Raw genomic sequence first — 17,582 nt, forward strand, 5'->3', positions numbered from 1 at the left:
GGTGGAGCGAGATGGTGCTAGCGGTGGTAACGGCCACCGCCGGAGAAGGTCTGGCCGGCGCTCCAGCCGTAACTACGGCCGCCCAGGGTCGCGGTCCCCGCCCAGGTGACGATCACCTTGTCACCCGGGTCCAGGCGGCAGGTCCAGAAGCTGCACTTGAACCAGCCGCGCCCCTTGTCCTTGTTGTTGCTGTACCAGTATCCGTGGAACTTGTACTTGCCGTTCTCGCCGTGGCTGTACGTCTCCTTCTTGACGTAGAAGCCGTCGACGCTGATGGTCCACACCGCTCCGCGGTGGATGTAGGCGTTGCGCCAATGCTTGCGGAAGGTCAGGTAGTGGGACAGCGCGCAGCGGTTCTTGCTGTCGCAGGAGCGGCGTATGCCGATGCATGTGTACTTGGTGCACGCGTGCTGGTCACGGTACTTGAGGCTGGTGCCGCCGAGGTCGACACCGCTTACCGGGTCGCCGCACACGTACTCGTACGCGTTGCAGCTGCCCCCGTACACGGGGTCGGCCGACAGGAAGCGGCCCAGTGACCGGTCGTAGAGGCGAACGCCCATGACGACGTCGCCGGTGACCGCCGCCGTCGCCCGCTGCTGGCTGCCCAGCCATCCGTACGCGGGTCCCGTCGCCCCGCGGCCGTACTCGTCGAAGTGCTGGACGGTGACGGCGCCGCTTTGGTCCAGCGGCAGCTGGACGGCGATGTCGCCCTGGAGGTTGGAGAGTTGGAGAACGGTCGCGCCCCCGGACGGGGTGCGAGCCGTCATGTCTCCGTCGAGGTCGGACACGTACCGGGTGACGGTGGTGCCGTCGGTGGTCCAGGTCGGGCTGTCGCAGGCGCAGCCGTAGTGGTTGGTCACCGTGGTGTCGCGCTGCCAGGCCGTCCCGTTCTTCGACTCGGTGGCCTGGACGGCGAGCCGGCCCGCCGCGTCGAGCTGCCAGGTGCTCCGGCTGGAGCCGCGGGTCTGCGTGGTGGCGAGGTCGTTGGTGTAGAACGCCAGGTCCGTGCCGTCCTTGGCCGTGGTGCGGCCGAAGTCGTCGTAGGTATGGGTGGTGAGCCGGTCGGCGCTGTCGTGGGCGTAGCGGACGGTGTCCTCGACGGTGTCGTCCGTGGCGCTGTCGCAGTCGTCCGAACGGGTCGTCAGGGACGTGCGGTTGCTGTTCGCGTCGAACGCGTAGGCACGCGTGACGCATCCGGTCACGGTGGTGTCCGACGCCTGCGTGAGGCGCCCGGCACCGTCGTAGGCGTAGTCCGTCTCGATCGAGACGCCGTCGCTCTGCGTGTGGCCCGTCTGCCGACCGTGGGCCGTGTAGGCGGCGGTGTCCGAGAGCACCGGGGTGCCGTCGGGCGCGGTGTAGGTCTTGCCGGTGCGGTGTCCTTCTGAGTCGGTGGTCAGCGTCAGGGTGTTGCCGCCGGGCAGCGTCTGCCGGGTGAGGTTGCCGTCGACGTCGTAGGTTCCCTCGAAAGTTCCGGCGGCCGAGTCCGTGAGCGTCTTCCGGTTGCCCGCGGTGTCATAGGTGTACGTCACCGTCGACGGCGCCGAGTCGGTGATCTTCACCGGCCGGTCCAGGGCGTCGAAGACAGTGGTCGTGACGTTGCCGGCCCCGTCATCGTACGAGTAGAGCCGGCCTAGGGTGTCGTACCTGTTGGTGACGGTCTTTCCGCCGGACGACTGCGTCAGCGTCCGGCCGGTGTTCTGGTCGTAGGTGTAGGTCGTCGCGGGCGTCGCCGTTCCGATGCCGCCGGTGACCTCGGCCTTCGTGGTGCGGCCCGCCGTGTCCAGGGTGTTCGTGGTTGTGCGAGTGGCCACGCCTGCGGTTTCCGCCTTGGCCGCTACGCGGCCCCAGCGGTCGTACGTGTAGATGGTGTTGATCAGCACCGCCGGGTTGCTCCCGCCGCCGGTGACGTTCGCCGCGGGCGTCGTGCGGCAGAGCAGGCCCGCCCATTCGGGTCGGTTCCCGCAGGTGCCGGTGCCGTCCGCGGTGTAGTACGCGTGGACCAGGGTGCCTGCGTCGGCGCCGTCGGAGGCGGGGCGCCGGGTGGTGGCCGTGCGGTGCGCCGCGTCGTACGTGGTGCGCGTGGTGATCGTCTTGCCGCCCGGGTCCTGGATCTGGTCCGCTTCCTGGCCCGTCGCCCAGTCGTAGGTGGTGGACGTCCGCCGGACGTCTCCGTCGGCGGGGTAGCCCGCGACCGAGGCACCGGTGGCGGTGGTGGTGACCAGGTCTGCGACCACCGCGTCGGACGGGCGGTTCTCGTCGTAGGTGTAGGCCACGTGGGTACGGGCGTTGACGACCGTCCCCGCCGGGAGTGTGGCCGCGCCTATACCGCCGTTCATGGCCTGCGTGAGGGTGATCGGGTGGAGCGAGCCGTACTCGTCGAGGAGGCGCCAGCCGTCGGCGGCGTACACGGATTTGGACGACAGCAGCTCGGCGCGCGCAGCCGTGGTCAGGTCGGTCAGGCCGAGCAGGACCAGCCGCTCGGCGGCGTTCTCGCCCTGGTCCAGGGCGAGTGCGCGGTCCACTGCGGACAGTTCGGTAACGATGTTGCCGTGCGCGTCGTACTCGGCGACGCTCAGGCCGCCGCCCGGGGTCGCGGTGTTGACCTCCTCGCCGTTGGCGTTGATGTAGCTGACGGTCGCACGCGCGTACGCGTCGGCCGCCAGGTCGCCGCCGGTGCTGGACGCCGGCTCCGCGTCGGCGGGGAACACCGCGGTGGCGTCGGTGGGCGCGTCCTCCTGCGCCCAGGAGGCCACGGTCGCGGCGCCCATCGGACGCGGGGCCTTGGCACCAGTCAGCGGCACGTCGTACACCACCGTGGTCACGGCGGTGCCGGACGTCTGCTGCGCGGAGCCCTCGGCCAGCGTGGGACGCGAGACCTTCATCAGCATCCCGGCACCGGCGGTGAGCGCCGAGCCGGCTTTGCCGTAGGTGAAGGTCCAAGGCTGTTCGCCCGGCTCGGTGACGGTGGCCATGCGCCCGTCGGCGTCGTACGTGTAGGCGATCTTCAGCGCGGGAGAGGCGCGCGGGTCCCAGACCTGGCGCAGTCGGCCGGAGCTGTCGTACGTGTACGAGGTGAGGGTCTCGGCCGTGGCCGCGTCGGCCCCGGGGTTGGTGGCCCACTGCCGGATGGCCTTGACCTGGTTCGCGTAGTCACCGAGCGAGGTCGTCGTGGCCGTGGAGGAGGCCGCGTACACGAATTCCGTGACGCGGCAGCCCTTGGCTGACGGTGTGGCTAGGCAGACGGCCGCAGTGACCGCGCCGGTGGGCGAGACGACGTACTTGGGCCGGGTGAGCTTCTTGCCGCCCTCCGTGACCGTCTCGGAAGCGACCGTGACCGTCGAGTCGTCGACTGCCGTGGCGGTGGACGCCAGACTCCAGGTGGTCGCGCTGTCGTCCGCCTTGGCGAACACGGTGACGTTCGCGTCGCTGTCCTTCAGCGTGAACGTCGCCCCCGAGAGCTTGCCCGTAAGGGTGAGCGACTCGGAGCCGGGCTCGGGCTGCCAGCCACCGGTGGCGGCGGCGGTGGCGGTGAAGGCGACGGAGCCGCCGTCCGAGCTGAGCAGTTCGACGGACACGTCGGAGGTCTTGCGGATCTGCGTGTAGCCGTTGTCTGAGCCGTCCGCGCGGACGGAGGCGGACCACTGGGCGCCGAAGATCTGCGCCTGGCCCTCGGTGTCCGTGTCGTTGGCCCGCGACGAGTAGGTGCGCGTCACGTTCGCGTCGAAGGCGGACGCGTCCGTGACCGTCACCGTGTAGTCACCGGTGAGCTGGTTCACTTCGCCGGGGCCGACCTGGGCCTGCGGTGCGGTGCCGGCGTCGCGGTCCAGGGTGACCTGGGTGGTCTGCGAGTTGCCGCTGGTGGTGCCGTCGGTGAACACGGAGCGGAGCTCGATCAGTCCGTCCTCGGCGAGCGTGCCCACGGCGTTCCACACCAGCGGCGTGGCCGTGCCTGCGGTCACCTTCACCGGCCAGGCGGCGACGGTGCTGCCCGCGGCAGTGACGTCACCGATGGGGACGGTGCGCCAGGTGTCGGTTTCGCCGCGCCGGTACTGCCAGGTTACCCCGGTGTACGTGGGCTTGCCGCGGGCGGCGAGCGTCAGGCGCCGTGCCGTGGTGTCGCCGTCCTGCGGAGAGAGAACAGCGGCGCCGTCGGCACCCACGCCGAACGCGTACGCGGTGCTGTCGGTGGACACGTTGCCGCCGGCGTCGACCGTCCTGGCGTGCAGGGTGTGCCAGCCGTCGGCCGGGTTGATCGAGATGGTGAGTGCGTCACCGCCGGTGCCGTTGGCCTTGTCGTCCACTCGGTGCGGCAGGCTCGTGTCGTTCAGGCCCCACAGGTAGCCCTGGCCGTCGGTGGCGGTGGTGTCGAGGGTGCAGGTCACCGGCTCGCTCGCGCGGGCGATCCAGGTGTCCTTCTCGTACGACGCGCAGCTGATCGAGGGCGCGGCAGGCAGAGCGGTGTTCACGCCGAACGACTGGTACGCGCTCCACGGCCCGTAGACGGTGCCGTCGTACCCGCGCACGCGGTAGCGGAGCTTCGGCCCCGACGGCAGCTTGTTGGCGGTGGGGAGCGTCAGGGGCGCGTTCGCCCCGGACGCCACCGCGGCGCTGGTGCCGGTGTACGTGTAGGTCGTGTCGTTGTACGCCGGGTCCGGGCTGATCTCGAACTGGGCGTGGACGGTGCCGCCGTCGGGGTCGGTGACCTTCGCGGACAGCGTCGGCGTCAGCGAGGTGACGTACCGGGTGCCGTTGTACGCGTTTACGGCGGACGGCGAGATCGTTGGCGCGGTCGGCGTGCCCGGATAGGAGGTGTACGTCACCGACAAGTGCGGCTCCTGCGCGTGGTCGCCGCTGACGTAGTTGGCCGAGCGGAACCGGCGCCAGGTCAGCGAGTCCGTCTCGCTGACGCCCCGGACCTGCAGGCCGTGGTTGGGCTGCCCGTCCGCCCAGGCCTGCACGATCGCGTCGGTGTCGAAGTCGACGGTGCCCGCTGGGCAGCTGGAGTTGTAGCCCCTGGCGGCGGTGCTGGTCACCGCGCCCGCGTCGGTGGTCGCGGGCTGCGCACCCCAGGTGATCGTGGATGAGTCCCAGCTACCGGTGATGCGCCGCACCTGCGTGCCCGACCCGGTGGTCTGGCAGGTTGAGGAGTAGTACGAGTACAGCCCCAGGTTCGTGTCTGTGATCCGCTTTCCCTTGAACGCGGCCACGTCGAACTTCAGGTACGAACGCGCCTTCGTGGCGCCCGCGTCGTATGTCCCCGTCTTCAGCTCGTCCGACGAGACCTGCGAGTCGGTGTAGTTGGTGGCGACCCAGGTGTCCGTGGTCACCGCCAGCGTCGTGGTCGGGTCGACGGTGACCGGGTAGGTCGGGTCCTGGTCGAAGAAGGAGGCTGCGGGGGTCAGGACGAGGGTCTGCGAACCGTCGGCCGCGGTCTCGACCGCCGCGGGGATCCGGGCCTGGTGCTTCGGCTCGCCCGAGCGCGGGTCCTTGGAGGAGTCCCACATCGCCGGCGCCGGGGCCTCGGCCACCAGGTTGCCCTTGCCGTCCTTGAGCAGCAGGTGTCCGCCGTCTCCCTCCGACAGCTTCAGCCCGTCCAGCTTGACGGGGATGCGGTACGCCAGCGGGGCGTCCGGAGCCTTGTTTAGCAGCACATTCTGGCTGAAGCCCTGGGACAGCGCGGTGACCGTCAGCTTCTGGCCGTCGCCGAGACCGTAGACGGCGGTGTCATCCTTGATCTCAGGCTTGGGCAGGGTCTCCTGCCAGCCGATCCCGAAGGAGGTGCCGTCGCGGGTGACCAAGGCGAGCGCCTTGTCCCCGCCGTTCGACAGCGCGATCTCCGCGGCTGTGGTCTTCGGCTCCAGGGAGGCGCCGTTGTCAGACAGCGAGGTGTCGATATCGCGCCACTTGCCGTCGGCCTTGGTGCGGACGGGCTCGGCGTAGGCGGACGTTTGTAGCTCGCCGCTGGGCAGCGCGTACGTCGTGGTGGTCGCCGAACGCTCCGAGGACACCTCGATCTTGCGGTTCTGCAGCCGGGCCATGAGGAGTGCTTCGGCTGTTGAGTTCGCGGAGGAGGCTGGGGTGGGGGCCTCGGAGGAGGCTGCTGTGGGGGTCTTCTGCGCTATCGCGGTGACGGTCAGTGCCGCACCGGAGTTGAGGGAGACGAGCGCCGACTCGGCGGCGAGTGCTGCGGCCAGCCAGAGGGCGATGCGTCTATGCCGGCGCAGAGTGCTTCTTTGGCCGGGCGGCGTGTGGCCGCGACGCGGTATCGGTATCGGTGTCACCAACGTGCTCCCCACGAAGGTGTGCCTGCCGCTGTGAACAGGGCAGGCACAGATGTAAAAGGAATGTGAGGATAAGTGGAGGAAATCTGTCCATTAGGTGGAGGGGGCGCTCGAGGGCCTCGGAAGGCTGAGCGTGGGGGCCGACCTGCGGTCTCGTTCTGGGGCCGAGGGCTTTCGGGGGCTGAGTGGAATGAAGATCAAATCGGCATAAGGGACTTATACTGCTCGCGCCTCGGTGGGGTGGCTGGTTGATGTCAAGAGGTCTTGGCTCGGGCGGGAGTCAGGGGGTGGGTGACAAGATTCACGGTGCTGCGGATCAAGCACCCGCGCAAGGCCGCACCGTGGTTCACCGCTCTGGTCTACCTCAACCCGATGGACAACGTCGGCGTGCGGTTCCTGGCGCCCGGCGGACCGGGCTACCCCGAGCACGTTCGGCTGACCTTGGCTGGACAACCTGCGAGCGCTGGCCTGCCCCGTATTGGCAGCTGCCCGAGCCTGCCCAGCTCCGGGACCTCAACTTCGTTCAGCATTACCAGGGCATCGCGGAGCGCCTGCGCATGGCGCTGGATACCCGTCCGGTCGGCAAGCAGCAGATCAGCCCGTACGCCAGGGCATAACGCACCGTCGTTCAGGGCCGCAGCTGATCAGTGGGGGTTGGTCCGCGCGGCGATCCCCGCGTCACGTAGGGATTGTCAATCCCCTGGGAACGTGGAGACTTCTCTTATGCGGCCAGCCCCACGGTGAGGCCGGCGTGGTACTCGTGTTCGTAGTCGATCGGGCTCTTGAAGCTGCAAATGCTGTGGAGCCGACGGGTGTTGTAGAAGTCGGTGATCCAGGTGGCGATGTTGATGCGAGCTTCGGCGCCGGTGGGGAAGGTGTGCCGGTGGACGTACTCGACCTTGAGGACGCTGTTGAATGCCTCGCTCACGGCGTTGTCGAAACAAGATCCGACTCTGCCCATGGACTGGAATACGCCCAGCTTGCGGCAGGCCCGGCCGAAGTTCCGAGACGGAGATTCCGACCCGCGGTCCGTGTGGAAAATGACGCCGCGGACGTCCCCGCCGCAGGTGGCCGCGGCCATGTTCAGCGCGGCGACGAGCATGCCGGCGTCGTGATGGGCGGCCATCGCGTAGCCGAGCAGGCGGCGTGAGAACAGGTCGGTCGATGACGGTGGCGAGGGAGAGCTTGCCCTCGCCAGTCACGATCTCGGTCATGTCGCCCGCCCGGACGAGATCCGGCTGTTCGGCGGTGAAGTCGCGGTTCATGAAGTCCGGTGCGGCCGACCGCTTTCCCTGCCTGGTCAGACCCCTGCGGTGCTTCACCACACGGGCGACGAGGCCGAGTTCAGCCATGAGCTTCGCAACGGTGTTCACCGAGATCCGCCAGCCCTTCCGAACCAGCAGGATGAAGATCTTCGGCGATCCGTAAGTACCACCTGACTCCTTGAAGATCTCCTCGACCTCCGCTTCGAGGTGCTGTCTGCGCAGCTCACGGCCGGTGTGCGGCTTGTCCCGCCACTTGTAGAACCACGACTCGCTCACCCGCGGTACCCGGCAGGCCGTCCGGTGTGGGATGTCGTACTCGGTCCTCTGGTCACCGATGAACGCGGCCAGCTCGGCCGGCGTCCTCCCGGCTACTTCACCCAGAGGACCATGCATCGCTTGAGGTCATCGCGCTCCATCTCAAGCTCCTTGATCCGCTTCAGCTTCTCGGCGTCCTGCCCGCGCAAACGCTGCAGTTCCTCACGCTCGGACTTGCTCAGCCCACCCGACTTCGCGCTCTCGGACGCCTTCCTGGCTCTGCCACCCACGTCCCCAAAGTCCCCTCGCCGACGCCCAGATCCCGTGCGACCCGCGCGACCGGCTTCCCCGTCTCCATCACGATCCGAACCGCACCCTCACGGAACTCCGGCTCAAACTTCCGACGCTGCTCTGCCATGACCCAACTTCCCCAGCAGTCACAGTCTTCACGCTACGAGGGGAGAGACAGGAGGGGCCACCCCCGCATGTGCGGGGACCACTTCCGGTCCGAACTGCCGCCCCGGCGGGGAGTGAGGAGAGTTCTGTGGCTCACGGGCAGGACTGGCGTTCCGGGGTGTCGGTCCGCGGTGTCCCTGCCTTCGGCTGAGAGCCGCCGACAGGCGTCAGTCCTCCAGCATCGACCTGCGGTGGCCCCCGGACGAGCACTCCCACTGCGGGGTGCCGTCCGTCAGTGCCGGGTGGTAGCCGAGATGATGCGTGGGGCATTCCGGCCAGACTGTCCAGTAGCGCGCCATCACGTAGTCCTGCACTGCTTCGGCGGTGTCGCGCTCGATGTCCGCCCGGTGGATGCCCTGGATACTGATGTTGCCGACCTGGGTCAGACCGGTCGGTTCCAGGACGTCCGGCGGGGAGGACGACATCGTTTCCTCGATGTCGAGGCCGGTCTCCCGGCGTGCCTGGGCGACGAAGTGGCGCATGTAGTGCTCGGCCAGTTCTTGCAGGACCGCGAAAAAGATAACGGGGGCAGCCTTCACCGACCGCTGGTCCAGGTCGGCGGATGCCGCGGCACGGTTGTGCCCCTCACTTCACCTGCAACGCCTGACTGAAACGGGATCATTGACGCACCACTTCGCTGCGGTGTGCCAAGGGCCGCGATCGCCATAGCAATCCCCGCCCCATGTGGGTGTCGACTCCATTGGCACCTGTGTAACGCGGATCTAATCTCCCGGACATCCAGAGCATCGTGTCTCAGCCATCCGTGGAGGATCCCTTGCGATCGTCACCCGTTTCCTGGTTCCACCGACTGGCGGCCTTGCTGCTTCTCGGCGCCGCTCAGGTGCTCCCCGCGACCACAGCCATACCCGCCGTCGCGGCGGTGCCCGCCCCGATGGCCGGGGAGTTGAAGCCCTACGACATCGGTGCCGTATACAGCGCCGGAGTCTCCTCAGGTGGCTACATGGCCACCCAGCTGCACGTAGCGTACTCCGGGACGTTCAGCGGATCGGGAGTGTTCGCATCAGGGCCGAACTACTGCGCGCAGAACGATCTCAACAAGGCCCTGAACGCCTGCATGAACACCACGCAAAGCCTCCAGCTCTCCCAGCTGGAGCAGACCACCAGGGACTGGTCGGCGCAGGGCCTCATTGATCCGGTGGCCAATCTCTCCGGGGACCCTGTCTACGCGTTCAGCGGGTCCGGTGACTCCACGGTCAAGCGGCCGGTGGTCGACGCGCTGGCCGACTTCTACGGACGGTTCGGAGCATCTGTGCTCTACAACAAGAGCACGTCCGCCGGGCATGCGTGGATCAGCCCGATCGGGCCGAACTCCTGCACCGTCACTCAGAATCCCTGGATCAACAACTGTGGCGTCGACGCGGAACGCGAAATGCTGAACCACCTGCTCGGTTCCGTCGCGGCCCCCAGCTCCTCCCTCAATGGCACCCTGATCGAGTTCGACCAGAACAAGTACGCCTCTGGCGGTACGGCCAAGCCAATCTCCATGGACGAGAAGGGCTTCGTCTACGTACCGAAATCCTGTGCCGACGGTGCCGCGTGCAAGCTGGTCGTAGCCCTCCACGGCTGCAAGCAGGGCTACTCCTACCAGGGGTTCGGCAACAAGTTCATGGACAAGGCATATCTCAACGAGTACGCCGACACCAACAACCTGATCGTCCTGTACCCGCAGGCCATCGCGACTGCGACGCTGGACAACCCGAACGGTTGCTGGAACTGGTGGGGTTATCTCGGTGACCCCGATTACGCCAGGCATGGTGGCAAGCAGATCGAGACGATCATGGCAATGGTGAAGGCTCTCCGAGGCGGAGTCGCGCCGCCCGCCGGCCAGTCGGTCACGCTGCCGAGCAACGATGCCGAGGACGGTTACGTCAAGGCCGCCGCCGACGGATCGGGAGCGGAGGTGGGCACGCTGGAGAGTTCCTCCGGCCTGGCCGTCGGCCGGGGCAGCGACGCCAAGTTCAACCGGATGCTCCTGTCCTTCGACACCTCTCAGATTCCGGTCGGCAAGACCATCAGCCGGGCCTATGTGACCGTCACCCGCAACAGCGGATCGGGCGACCCCTGGGCCAGCCCGGCCGGCAACCGCCTGCTGGTCGACGTCCACCAAGGCTGCCTCGGCGGCTGCGCGGTCGAGACCTCCGACTGGGTCGCTTCCACGACTGCTCCCGGCGCGGCGGAGATCGCGAAGTTCACCTCGGGCAGCAAGTCCTCCACCAATCTTTCGTCGAGCGGACTGTCCGCGATCAACAGGTCGGGAACCACTCAGGTCAAGCTGCGCTTCGAGGGGAACCCGACGTCGACTGCCTATGTGTTCCTCAACAAGGACACCCAGGCGACCCTGACCGTCGAGTACAAGTAGGAGAGAGCCGCCGCACTCGGTGGTCCCGGGCAACCGGGCCAAGACCGCGACAGTTTCGCCTCCTCTCCATGGACGATGAACTGCGCCTGGCAGAGCGGTGGTCGGCCAGACCGTGCCGCTGTGCGCCGGCGCCCCGATGCCCGTGGCCCCGAGCAGCGCCGCCGACTGAGGAGCCCCATGAACTGAACCACGAGAGCCATGTCGCGCCGCTGACGGAGGAACACCGCCATCGCGCGCCGCACCCTCGTCGACACCACCTGGAGCCCGACCCGGTCAGCACCCCTACTCTCGCGGTCTGCTCGCGGTGCGCCTACGCGACCGGGGGTATCTGGCGGCAGAGTGTTCCTGTGGGGCAGTTCACTCGGTCCATGAGGTGAGGCATGGCTCCCCGGGCCATGACACCCCGCACGGCGGGACAGGTCCGGTCCCAGGGGAGTCGGTCACCTGGACAGTACCCATCCACATGTCGAGCACGTCAACTGTGTCGCTGCCCGCCATGGCTCTGACGCGCCCCCGGTTTCTAGGGTCGTGGCTGTCGGCCGGACGCACCGGACCGGCTGCGGATCAACGTCTTGAGACCGGGACAGAGGAGCAGCGAATGGGTCTGGACAAGGAGGTCGCGGGTGCGGCCGAGGCCGTGGCGGATATTCCCGCCGGGGCGTCACTGGCTGTAGGCGGCTTCGGACTGTGCGGGATTCCCGGCACACTGATCAATGCGCTGCTGCAGCGGGACACGGCCGGTTTCGAAGTGGTCTCCAACAACTGCGGTGTGGACGACTGGGGGCTGGGACTGCTGCTGCGGGAGGGCAGGATCTCCCGGATGACCAGCTCCTACGTGGGTGAGAACAAGGAATTCGCCCGCCAGTACCTGAGTGGCGAGTTGGAGGTCGAGCTGGTTCCGCAGGGCACTCTCGCGGAGCGGCTGCGGGCCGGAGGCGCGGGTATCCCCGCCTTTTACACGCCGGCCGGAGCCGGTACTCAGATCGCGGAGGGCGGGCTGCCCTGGCGGTACGACAGTGACGGAGGCGTCGCCGTGGCCTCGCCGCCCAAGGAGACCAGGGTCTTCAACGGCCGGGAACATCTCCTTGAAGAGGGCATCACCACCGATTTCGCACTGGTGCGGGCGACGATCGGCGACCGCCACGGGAACCTGGTCTTCCGCTCCTCGGCGCGCAATTTCAATCCCCTGGCCGCGATGGCGGGGCGTATCACCATCGCCGAGGTGGAGCACCTGGTCGAGCCGGGCGAACTGGATCCGGACGAGGTTCACCTGCCGGGCGTGTTCGTCCAGCGGGTGGTCCGGGTCGTCCCCGACGACCCCGCGGCCGAGCGGCGTATCGAGCGCCGGACGATACGTACCGAACGCACCGAGCAGGAAGGCGGCCTGTGACATGGCACTGACGCGTGAACAGATGGCGGCCCGTGCAGCCCGGGAACTGACCGACGGCACCTACGTGAACCTCGGTATCGGACTCCCGACCCTCATCCCCAACCACCTGCCACCGGATATCGAGGTGGTACTGCAGTCGGAGAACGGCATCCTGGGCGTGGGGCCGTACCCGGTCTCCGAAGAGGTGGACGCAGACCTGATCAACGCGGGCAAGGAGACGGTCACCACTTTCCCCGGGGCGTCGTTCTTCGACTCCGCGATGTCCTTCGGCATGATCCGCGGCGGTCACATCGACGCTGCCGTACTGGGCGCGATGCAGGTCTCCTCCGCGGGCGATCTGGCCAACTGGATGATCCCGGGCAAGATGGTCAAGGGCATGGGCGGCGCCATGGACCTGGTTCATGGCGCCCGCAAGGTGATCGTCCTCATGGAGCACACCGCGAGGGACGGAACGCCGAAGCTCGTGTCGGAATGCACCCTGCCACTGACCGGCCGGGCCGTCGTACAGCGAGTGATCACCGATCTGGCGGTCATCGACATCACCGCCGCGGGCTTCCGCCTGAGCGAGCTGGCCCCGGGAGTGACGGTGGACGACGTCCGTGCCGCGACGGCCGCCGAATTGACGCTGTCCGCGCAGTTCGACGCGACGGTCGCCGGTTAGCGGTCGGCGGCTCTTCCGCACATCCCTTGGCACGCCCGCCAGGCGCGGCTGAATCATGGCGCTCGCCGCCATTTCGCCGCAGCCAGGGCGGGGCGCTTCCAGGGTGACTGCCGCCCCGGGCCGTTTTCTCTCATCCACGCCGAGCAAGCGGCCCGGGGTATGTCTCCCCTACGTGCAGGGATCCGGCACGTCATCGCGCAGGAGATCACGCACGCGCTGCCTGCTGCCCGGTGCTGCGGAACGGCGTCTGCCGGAGCCGGCCCGGTGCCCCGTCCGGCTGCTCGCCATCGTGATTCCGGCAGCCCGTTATCGACGACCGCTGCCCCAGGCCGCGCTGGGCGGGACCGGCCGCGACCCGCCCTCGCGTACGGTCCGGCATGGCGGATGCCCCCACCGAGACGGCCATGAACATGGTGGACACAACCGTGCCAGACCGGGGTGCCCGCCCCATAGCCTCCGGCCAGTCATGAGACCCGTTCCTGGAGGCTCCTCCATGCCCTTGGCCATCCGATCCATCTCACCCCCGGCCCGGCTCGCCGGTATCGCCGTCGTGGCCTCAGCCTTGATAGCGGTCACCGTGCCCCCGGCTGGGGCCCGTACCGCGACCTCGAACGCGACCGGCGCTCACTGTGCCGGCCAGGCCCTCCTGCGCGTGCCAGGCGCCGAGACGCAACAGGCGGACTGCCTGGAGGAGTTGACCACGGCTGGGACGGTGGCCTCCGGGCACACCGACCCGGCCGACTGGGTGGGCCTCACGCCCAAGGACCTGGCCGTACCCAGCGGGGTGGCGGGCATCCAGATCGATGGCTACTTCCCCGACACGTCCACCGGCAACACCAACCACGGCTGGAACCACGACGCGCAGTTCGTCATCCGGCTGCCCGACAACTGGAACGGCGGCCTGGTCATCGCGGGGTCTCCGGGCGTGCGTGAGCAGTACGCCAACGACCGGGCCATCGGTGACTGGGTGCTCTCCCGCGGTTACGCGTTCGCCGCCACCGACAAGGGCAACACGGGTGCGTCCTTCTACCGCGACGGCCGGTCCCCCGGGGACGCCATCGCCGAGTGGAACACCCGGGTCACCCAGCTCACCCGGGCCGCGCGCACGGTCGTCACACAGCGATACCACCGGCCACCCGGCCGCACCCTGGCCACCGGCATGTCCAACGGCGGCTACCTGGTGCGCTGGCAGCTGGAGAACCACCCGGAGCTGTACGACGCCGGAGTGGACTGGGAGGGCACCCTGTGGCGGGCCGACGGCCCGAACCTCCTGGCCTTCCTGCCTCCAGCCCTGCGTCACTACCCCGCCTACGCGGCGGGCGGGCCTGATGCGGAAAAGGCCCACGCGGCGATCGTCGCCGCTGGATTCCCGGCCGGGTCGGAGTTCCTGTGGCCCTTCCACCACCGCTACTACTGGGATCTCACCCAGCGGATCTACCGCGAGGAACTGGATCCGGACTTCGACGGGGCAACCGAAGCCGGCACCCCCTTCTGCACCACCGGAGCCCCGGTCTGCGACGCCGACTACGACTACACCGCCCGGCCGGAAGAGGTCCGCCAGGCCGTCTCGAAGATCGCGCTGACCGGCCGGATCGGCAAACCGCTGATCACCCTGCACGGCACGCTCGACGTCCTGCTGCCCATCGGCCAGGACTCCGATGTCTACGCGGCGATGGTGCGCGACTCCGGACGCGGCAGCCTGTTCCGCTACTACCGGATCGAGGACGGCACACACGTCGACTCACTCGTCGACACCTTCCCCGACCGGCTGCGCCCGCTCACCCCATGCCACCGCTCCGCCTTCACCGCGCTGGAGATGTGGCTCGACCGGGGCCAGCAGCCACCGCGCAGCCAGACCGTCCACAAGCAGTCCTCAGCCGACCGAATGGCTCTGCTGACCAGCTGCCCGCTCGACAGCTGACGGCCCCGGCCTCGTCGACGCCGAACTCAGGCAAGCGCAGCGGCGCCTGAATGAGGCGCCTTGCTCACGGCCCGGTGAGTCGGCGGCGTGGCACGGTCGGCCCGCAGGGGCCCCGCCGCACGCGCTCACGGAGAGGGCGTGGCCGGCACCGATTCCCGAAGACACCCAGGAGGGCAGAACATGGGTCGCCCCGGGGAGCGGTTTCGCTTCGCGACCGCATCGAGGCGGCCCAGGCCATGCTCATCTCGTCTCCCGAGTGCGACGCCTCGGTCCCGGGCGCGGTGAAGAACGCGGTCGACAGGGTCTCGCGGTTCCTGTCACAGCCGTTCAGGACAAGGAGTCACTGATTGTTTCGGCCTCCCCGTCCATTGGTGCGCGTTGCCGCGGTCACCGAGGAATTCGTACCCGCGACGTTGCAGGCAGCGATAGCGGGTGTCCGTTGGCCGAATGACGGCCTGATCGCCCGGGAGAGCTTGCCGAAGCAGCCTCAGGTGCGAGATCCGACTCGGCGCGCCCGTGCGTAGATACAGGAAGCGATCCCACGTGCGCCGACGACGCAAGGCGCGCGGCACGCCTGCCACAGGAGCACTGTTCTTCGGAGAGCTCCCGTCGTATGCCCGCGGAAATATGGATGTCTTCGCCACATCCACGCCTGCGAGTGTGGCGCTCGGCACCATGGGCTCCACCGTCAGCCGTCCCTACTGTTTCCAGCCATGACGAGCAAATTTCCTCCGCCGTATCCCACGCCGCCCGCCGGGACAGCGAGTGTGGATCTGCGGGAGCGCGTCGCCCTGGTGACAGGGGGCGGCAGCGGCATCGGCCGGGCCTGTGCCGTGGCCCTGGCCGCCCTCGGTGCCACCGTGCACGTGGTGGACCGCGACGCGGAGGCGGCCAAGGCGGTCGCTGACACCATCGGCGGTCAGGCACACGTCGCCGACCTGGCCGATCCCACTGCGATCACGGCACTGCCTGCCGGGATCGACGTACTGGTCAACAGTGCCGGACTGCAGCATGTCGCCGCCATCACCGACTTCCCGCCCGAGCGCTTCACCCTCATCCAGCAGGTGATGGTCACCGCGCCGTTCCTGCTGCTGCGTCATGTACTGCCGCACATGTACGACCGCGAATGGGGCCGAGTGATCAACATCTCCAGCGTTCACGGTCTGCGCGCGAGCGCCTTCAAATCCGCCTACGTCGCCGCCAAGCACGGCCTGGAAGGGCTGAGCAAGGTCGCGGCCATCGAAGGTGCCCCGTACGGCGTGACCAGCAACTGCATCAACCCCGGATACGTCCGCACTCCGCTGGTCGAGGGACAGATCCAGGACCAGGCCGCCGCCCACGGCATCAGCGCAGGTGACGTCCTCTCCGACGTGCTGCTGACCCGGTCGCCGCTCAAGCGGCTGATCGAGCCGGAGGAGGTCGCCGCGGCTGCCGTGTGGCTGTGCGGCCCCCATACCGGCTACATCACCGGAGCCTCCATCCCCCTCGACGGAGGCTGGGGCGCGAACTAACCCCCGGCGCCCCCTCCCCGCACCCCGTCCCCATACCTGCTAGTGAAATCGGTGACTTCCCATGACCGACGCCAAGGTCACAGAGCCGGCCAGACAGGGCCGCTCCGGCGGCATCGGCAAGATCGTCGGTGCCAGCCTGATCGGTACGACGATCGAGTGGTACGACTTCTTCCTGTACGGCTCCGCCGCCGCGCTGGTGTTCAACACCCTGTTCTTCCCCACCGCCGACCCCCTGGTCGGCACCCTGATCGCGTTCATCACGTACGCGATCGGCTTCCTCGCCCGCCCGCTCGGCGGTGTCGTCTTCGGCCACTTCGGCGACAAGCTGGGTCGCAAGAAGCTGCTGGTGATCAGCCTGCTGCTGATGGGCGGCTCGACCTTCGCGATGGGCCTGCTTCCCACCCACGCGTCGATCGGCGTCGGAGCTCCGATCCTGCTGACGGTGCTGCGCCTCGTGCAGGGCTTCGCCCTGGGCGGCGAGTGGGGCGGTGCCGTGCTCCTCGTGGCCGAGCACGGCGGCGCCGAACGGCGCGGCTTCTGGGCGTCCTGGCCGCAGGCCGGCGCCCCCGGCGGCAATCTCCTGGCCACGGGCGTGCTGGCGCTCCTCGCGGCCGTGCAGTCCGACGCGGCGTTCCTCGCCTGGGGCTGGCGTATCCCGTTCCTGCTCTCCGGTCTCCTGGTGATGGTCGGTCTGTGGATCCGGCTGTCCGTCTCGGAATCGCCTGTCTTCCTGGAGGCACAGGCCAAGGCGGAGGCCGAGGCTGCACGGGGGATCAAGGAGCAGGCCCCGGTCGTGCAGGTGTTCCGCAAGAGCTGGCGCGAGGTGCTCACCGCCATCGGCACGCGCTTCGGTGAGAACATCTCGTACTACATCATCACCGCCTTCCTGCTGGTGTACGTCACCGTCCACCTCGGCCTGCCGAAGAGCACCGCGCTGAACGCGGTCCTCATCGGTTCGGCGATCCACTTCTGCACGATTCCCGCGTGGGGCGCCCTGTCGGACCGGATCGGGCGGCGCCCGGTCACTCTGATCGGCTCCGTCGGCATGGCTGTCTGGGCCTTCGCCTTCTTCGCCTTGCTGGACACCAAGTCCTTCGCCGTGATCACGCTTGCCGTCACCGTCGGCCTGTTGCTGCACGGCGCGATGTACGGCCCGCAGGCCGCTTTCATCTCCGAGATGTTCGACACCAAGGTCCGCTACTCCGGAGCCTCCATGGGCTCCCAGCTCGCCGCGATCGTCGCCGGCGCGCTGGCCCCGATCATCGCCATCGAACTCCTCAAGGACTACGACTCGTCCGTCCCGGTGTCTCTGTACCTCTGCTTCGCCGCGATCGTCACCACCGTCACCGTGGCCATCGCCAAGGAGACCCGTGGCCGCGACCTGGCGAGCTCGACGCGCGTCCCCACAGCACAGGACCAGCCGGCCCCCGCCACCGCGACCACCGCGGGCCCGGCCTGAACT

Annotated in this window: 12 protein-coding genes and 1 pseudogene; 7 read left to right on the forward strand and 6 right to left on the reverse strand. The window is 68.4% G+C overall.

Annotated features, from left to right (window positions below; translation table 11 throughout):
- Positions 1 to 17: 17 nt before the first annotated feature.
- The 6 genes and pseudogenes from ACLLJJ_RS32195 to ACLLJJ_RS32220 form a co-directional block, all read right to left on the reverse strand.
- On the reverse strand, positions 18 to 6,281 hold the full coding sequence (locus ACLLJJ_RS32195; RefSeq protein WP_434597657.1) for a DNRLRE domain-containing protein: 6,264 nt from the start codon (positions 6,279 to 6,281) through the stop codon (positions 18 to 20).
- 721 nt (positions 6,282 to 7,002) lie between these two features.
- Positions 7,003 to 7,479 carry a DDE-type integrase/transposase/recombinase gene (locus ACLLJJ_RS32200; RefSeq protein WP_434600580.1) on the reverse strand — a complete coding sequence of 159 codons (477 nt, stop codon included), beginning with the start codon at positions 7,477 to 7,479 and terminating at the stop codon, positions 7,003 to 7,005.
- Positions 7,480 to 7,606: 127 nt separating this feature from the next.
- Positions 7,607 to 7,939 (reverse strand): annotated as a pseudogene (locus tag ACLLJJ_RS32205) (IS3 family transposase); the annotation flags it as partial.
- Entirely contained in the window at positions 7,915 to 8,091 is a 177-nt protein-coding gene (locus ACLLJJ_RS32210; RefSeq protein ID WP_434600702.1) for a hypothetical protein, read from the reverse strand. The gene ACLLJJ_RS32210 and the pseudogene ACLLJJ_RS32205, both read right to left, overlap by 25 nt.
- Positions 8,040 to 8,219: a transposase gene (locus ACLLJJ_RS32215; protein WP_434597659.1), complete on the reverse strand. Its 180-nt coding sequence runs from the start codon at positions 8,217 to 8,219 to the stop codon at positions 8,040 to 8,042. Before ACLLJJ_RS32215 ends, ACLLJJ_RS32210 begins: the two co-directional genes overlap by 52 nt.
- Positions 8,220 to 8,424: 205 nt before the next feature.
- Entirely contained in the window at positions 8,425 to 8,796 is a 372-nt protein-coding gene (locus ACLLJJ_RS32220; protein WP_434597661.1) for a hypothetical protein, read from the reverse strand.
- 236 nt (positions 8,797 to 9,032) lie between these two features.
- Between ACLLJJ_RS32220 and ACLLJJ_RS32225 the strand changes: the two genes are divergently transcribed.
- From ACLLJJ_RS32225 to ACLLJJ_RS32255, 7 genes are all read left to right on the forward strand, one after another.
- Positions 9,033 to 10,637: an extracellular catalytic domain type 2 short-chain-length polyhydroxyalkanoate depolymerase gene (locus ACLLJJ_RS32225; RefSeq protein WP_434597663.1), complete on the forward strand. Its 1,605-nt coding sequence runs from the start codon at positions 9,033 to 9,035 to the stop codon at positions 10,635 to 10,637.
- A 598-nt stretch (positions 10,638 to 11,235) separates the two neighbouring features.
- Entirely contained in the window at positions 11,236 to 12,027 is a 792-nt protein-coding gene (locus ACLLJJ_RS32230) for a CoA transferase subunit A (RefSeq protein ID WP_434597665.1), read from the forward strand.
- Position 12,028: 1 nt separating this feature from the next.
- Complete coding sequence (locus ACLLJJ_RS32235) at positions 12,029 to 12,688, forward strand: CoA transferase subunit B (protein WP_434597667.1); 660 nt, start codon at positions 12,029 to 12,031, stop codon at positions 12,686 to 12,688.
- Positions 12,689 to 13,181: 493 nt separating this feature from the next.
- Positions 13,182 to 14,609: a 3-hydroxybutyrate oligomer hydrolase family protein gene (locus tag ACLLJJ_RS32240; RefSeq protein WP_434597669.1), complete on the forward strand. Its 1,428-nt coding sequence runs from the start codon at positions 13,182 to 13,184 to the stop codon at positions 14,607 to 14,609.
- Between the two features lie 236 nt (positions 14,610 to 14,845).
- The gene (locus ACLLJJ_RS32245) at positions 14,846 to 14,956 is read left to right on the forward strand and encodes an NAD(P)H-dependent oxidoreductase (RefSeq protein ID WP_434597671.1); all 111 of its coding nucleotides are present in this window, start codon (positions 14,846 to 14,848) and stop codon (positions 14,954 to 14,956) included.
- 366 nt (positions 14,957 to 15,322) lie between these two features.
- Positions 15,323 to 16,120, forward strand: a complete 798-nt coding sequence (locus ACLLJJ_RS32250; RefSeq protein WP_434597673.1) for a 3-hydroxybutyrate dehydrogenase — start codon at positions 15,323 to 15,325, stop codon at positions 16,118 to 16,120.
- Positions 16,121 to 16,181: 61 nt separating this feature from the next.
- On the forward strand, positions 16,182 to 17,579 hold the full coding sequence (locus tag ACLLJJ_RS32255; protein ID WP_434597675.1) for an MFS transporter: 1,398 nt from the start codon (positions 16,182 to 16,184) through the stop codon (positions 17,577 to 17,579).
- The last annotated feature ends 3 nt before the right edge of the window (positions 17,580 to 17,582 follow it).

This window comes from Streptomyces sp. A5-4 (assembly GCF_051131715.1).
Taxonomy (GTDB): Bacteria; Actinomycetota; Actinomycetes; order Streptomycetales; family Streptomycetaceae; genus Streptomyces.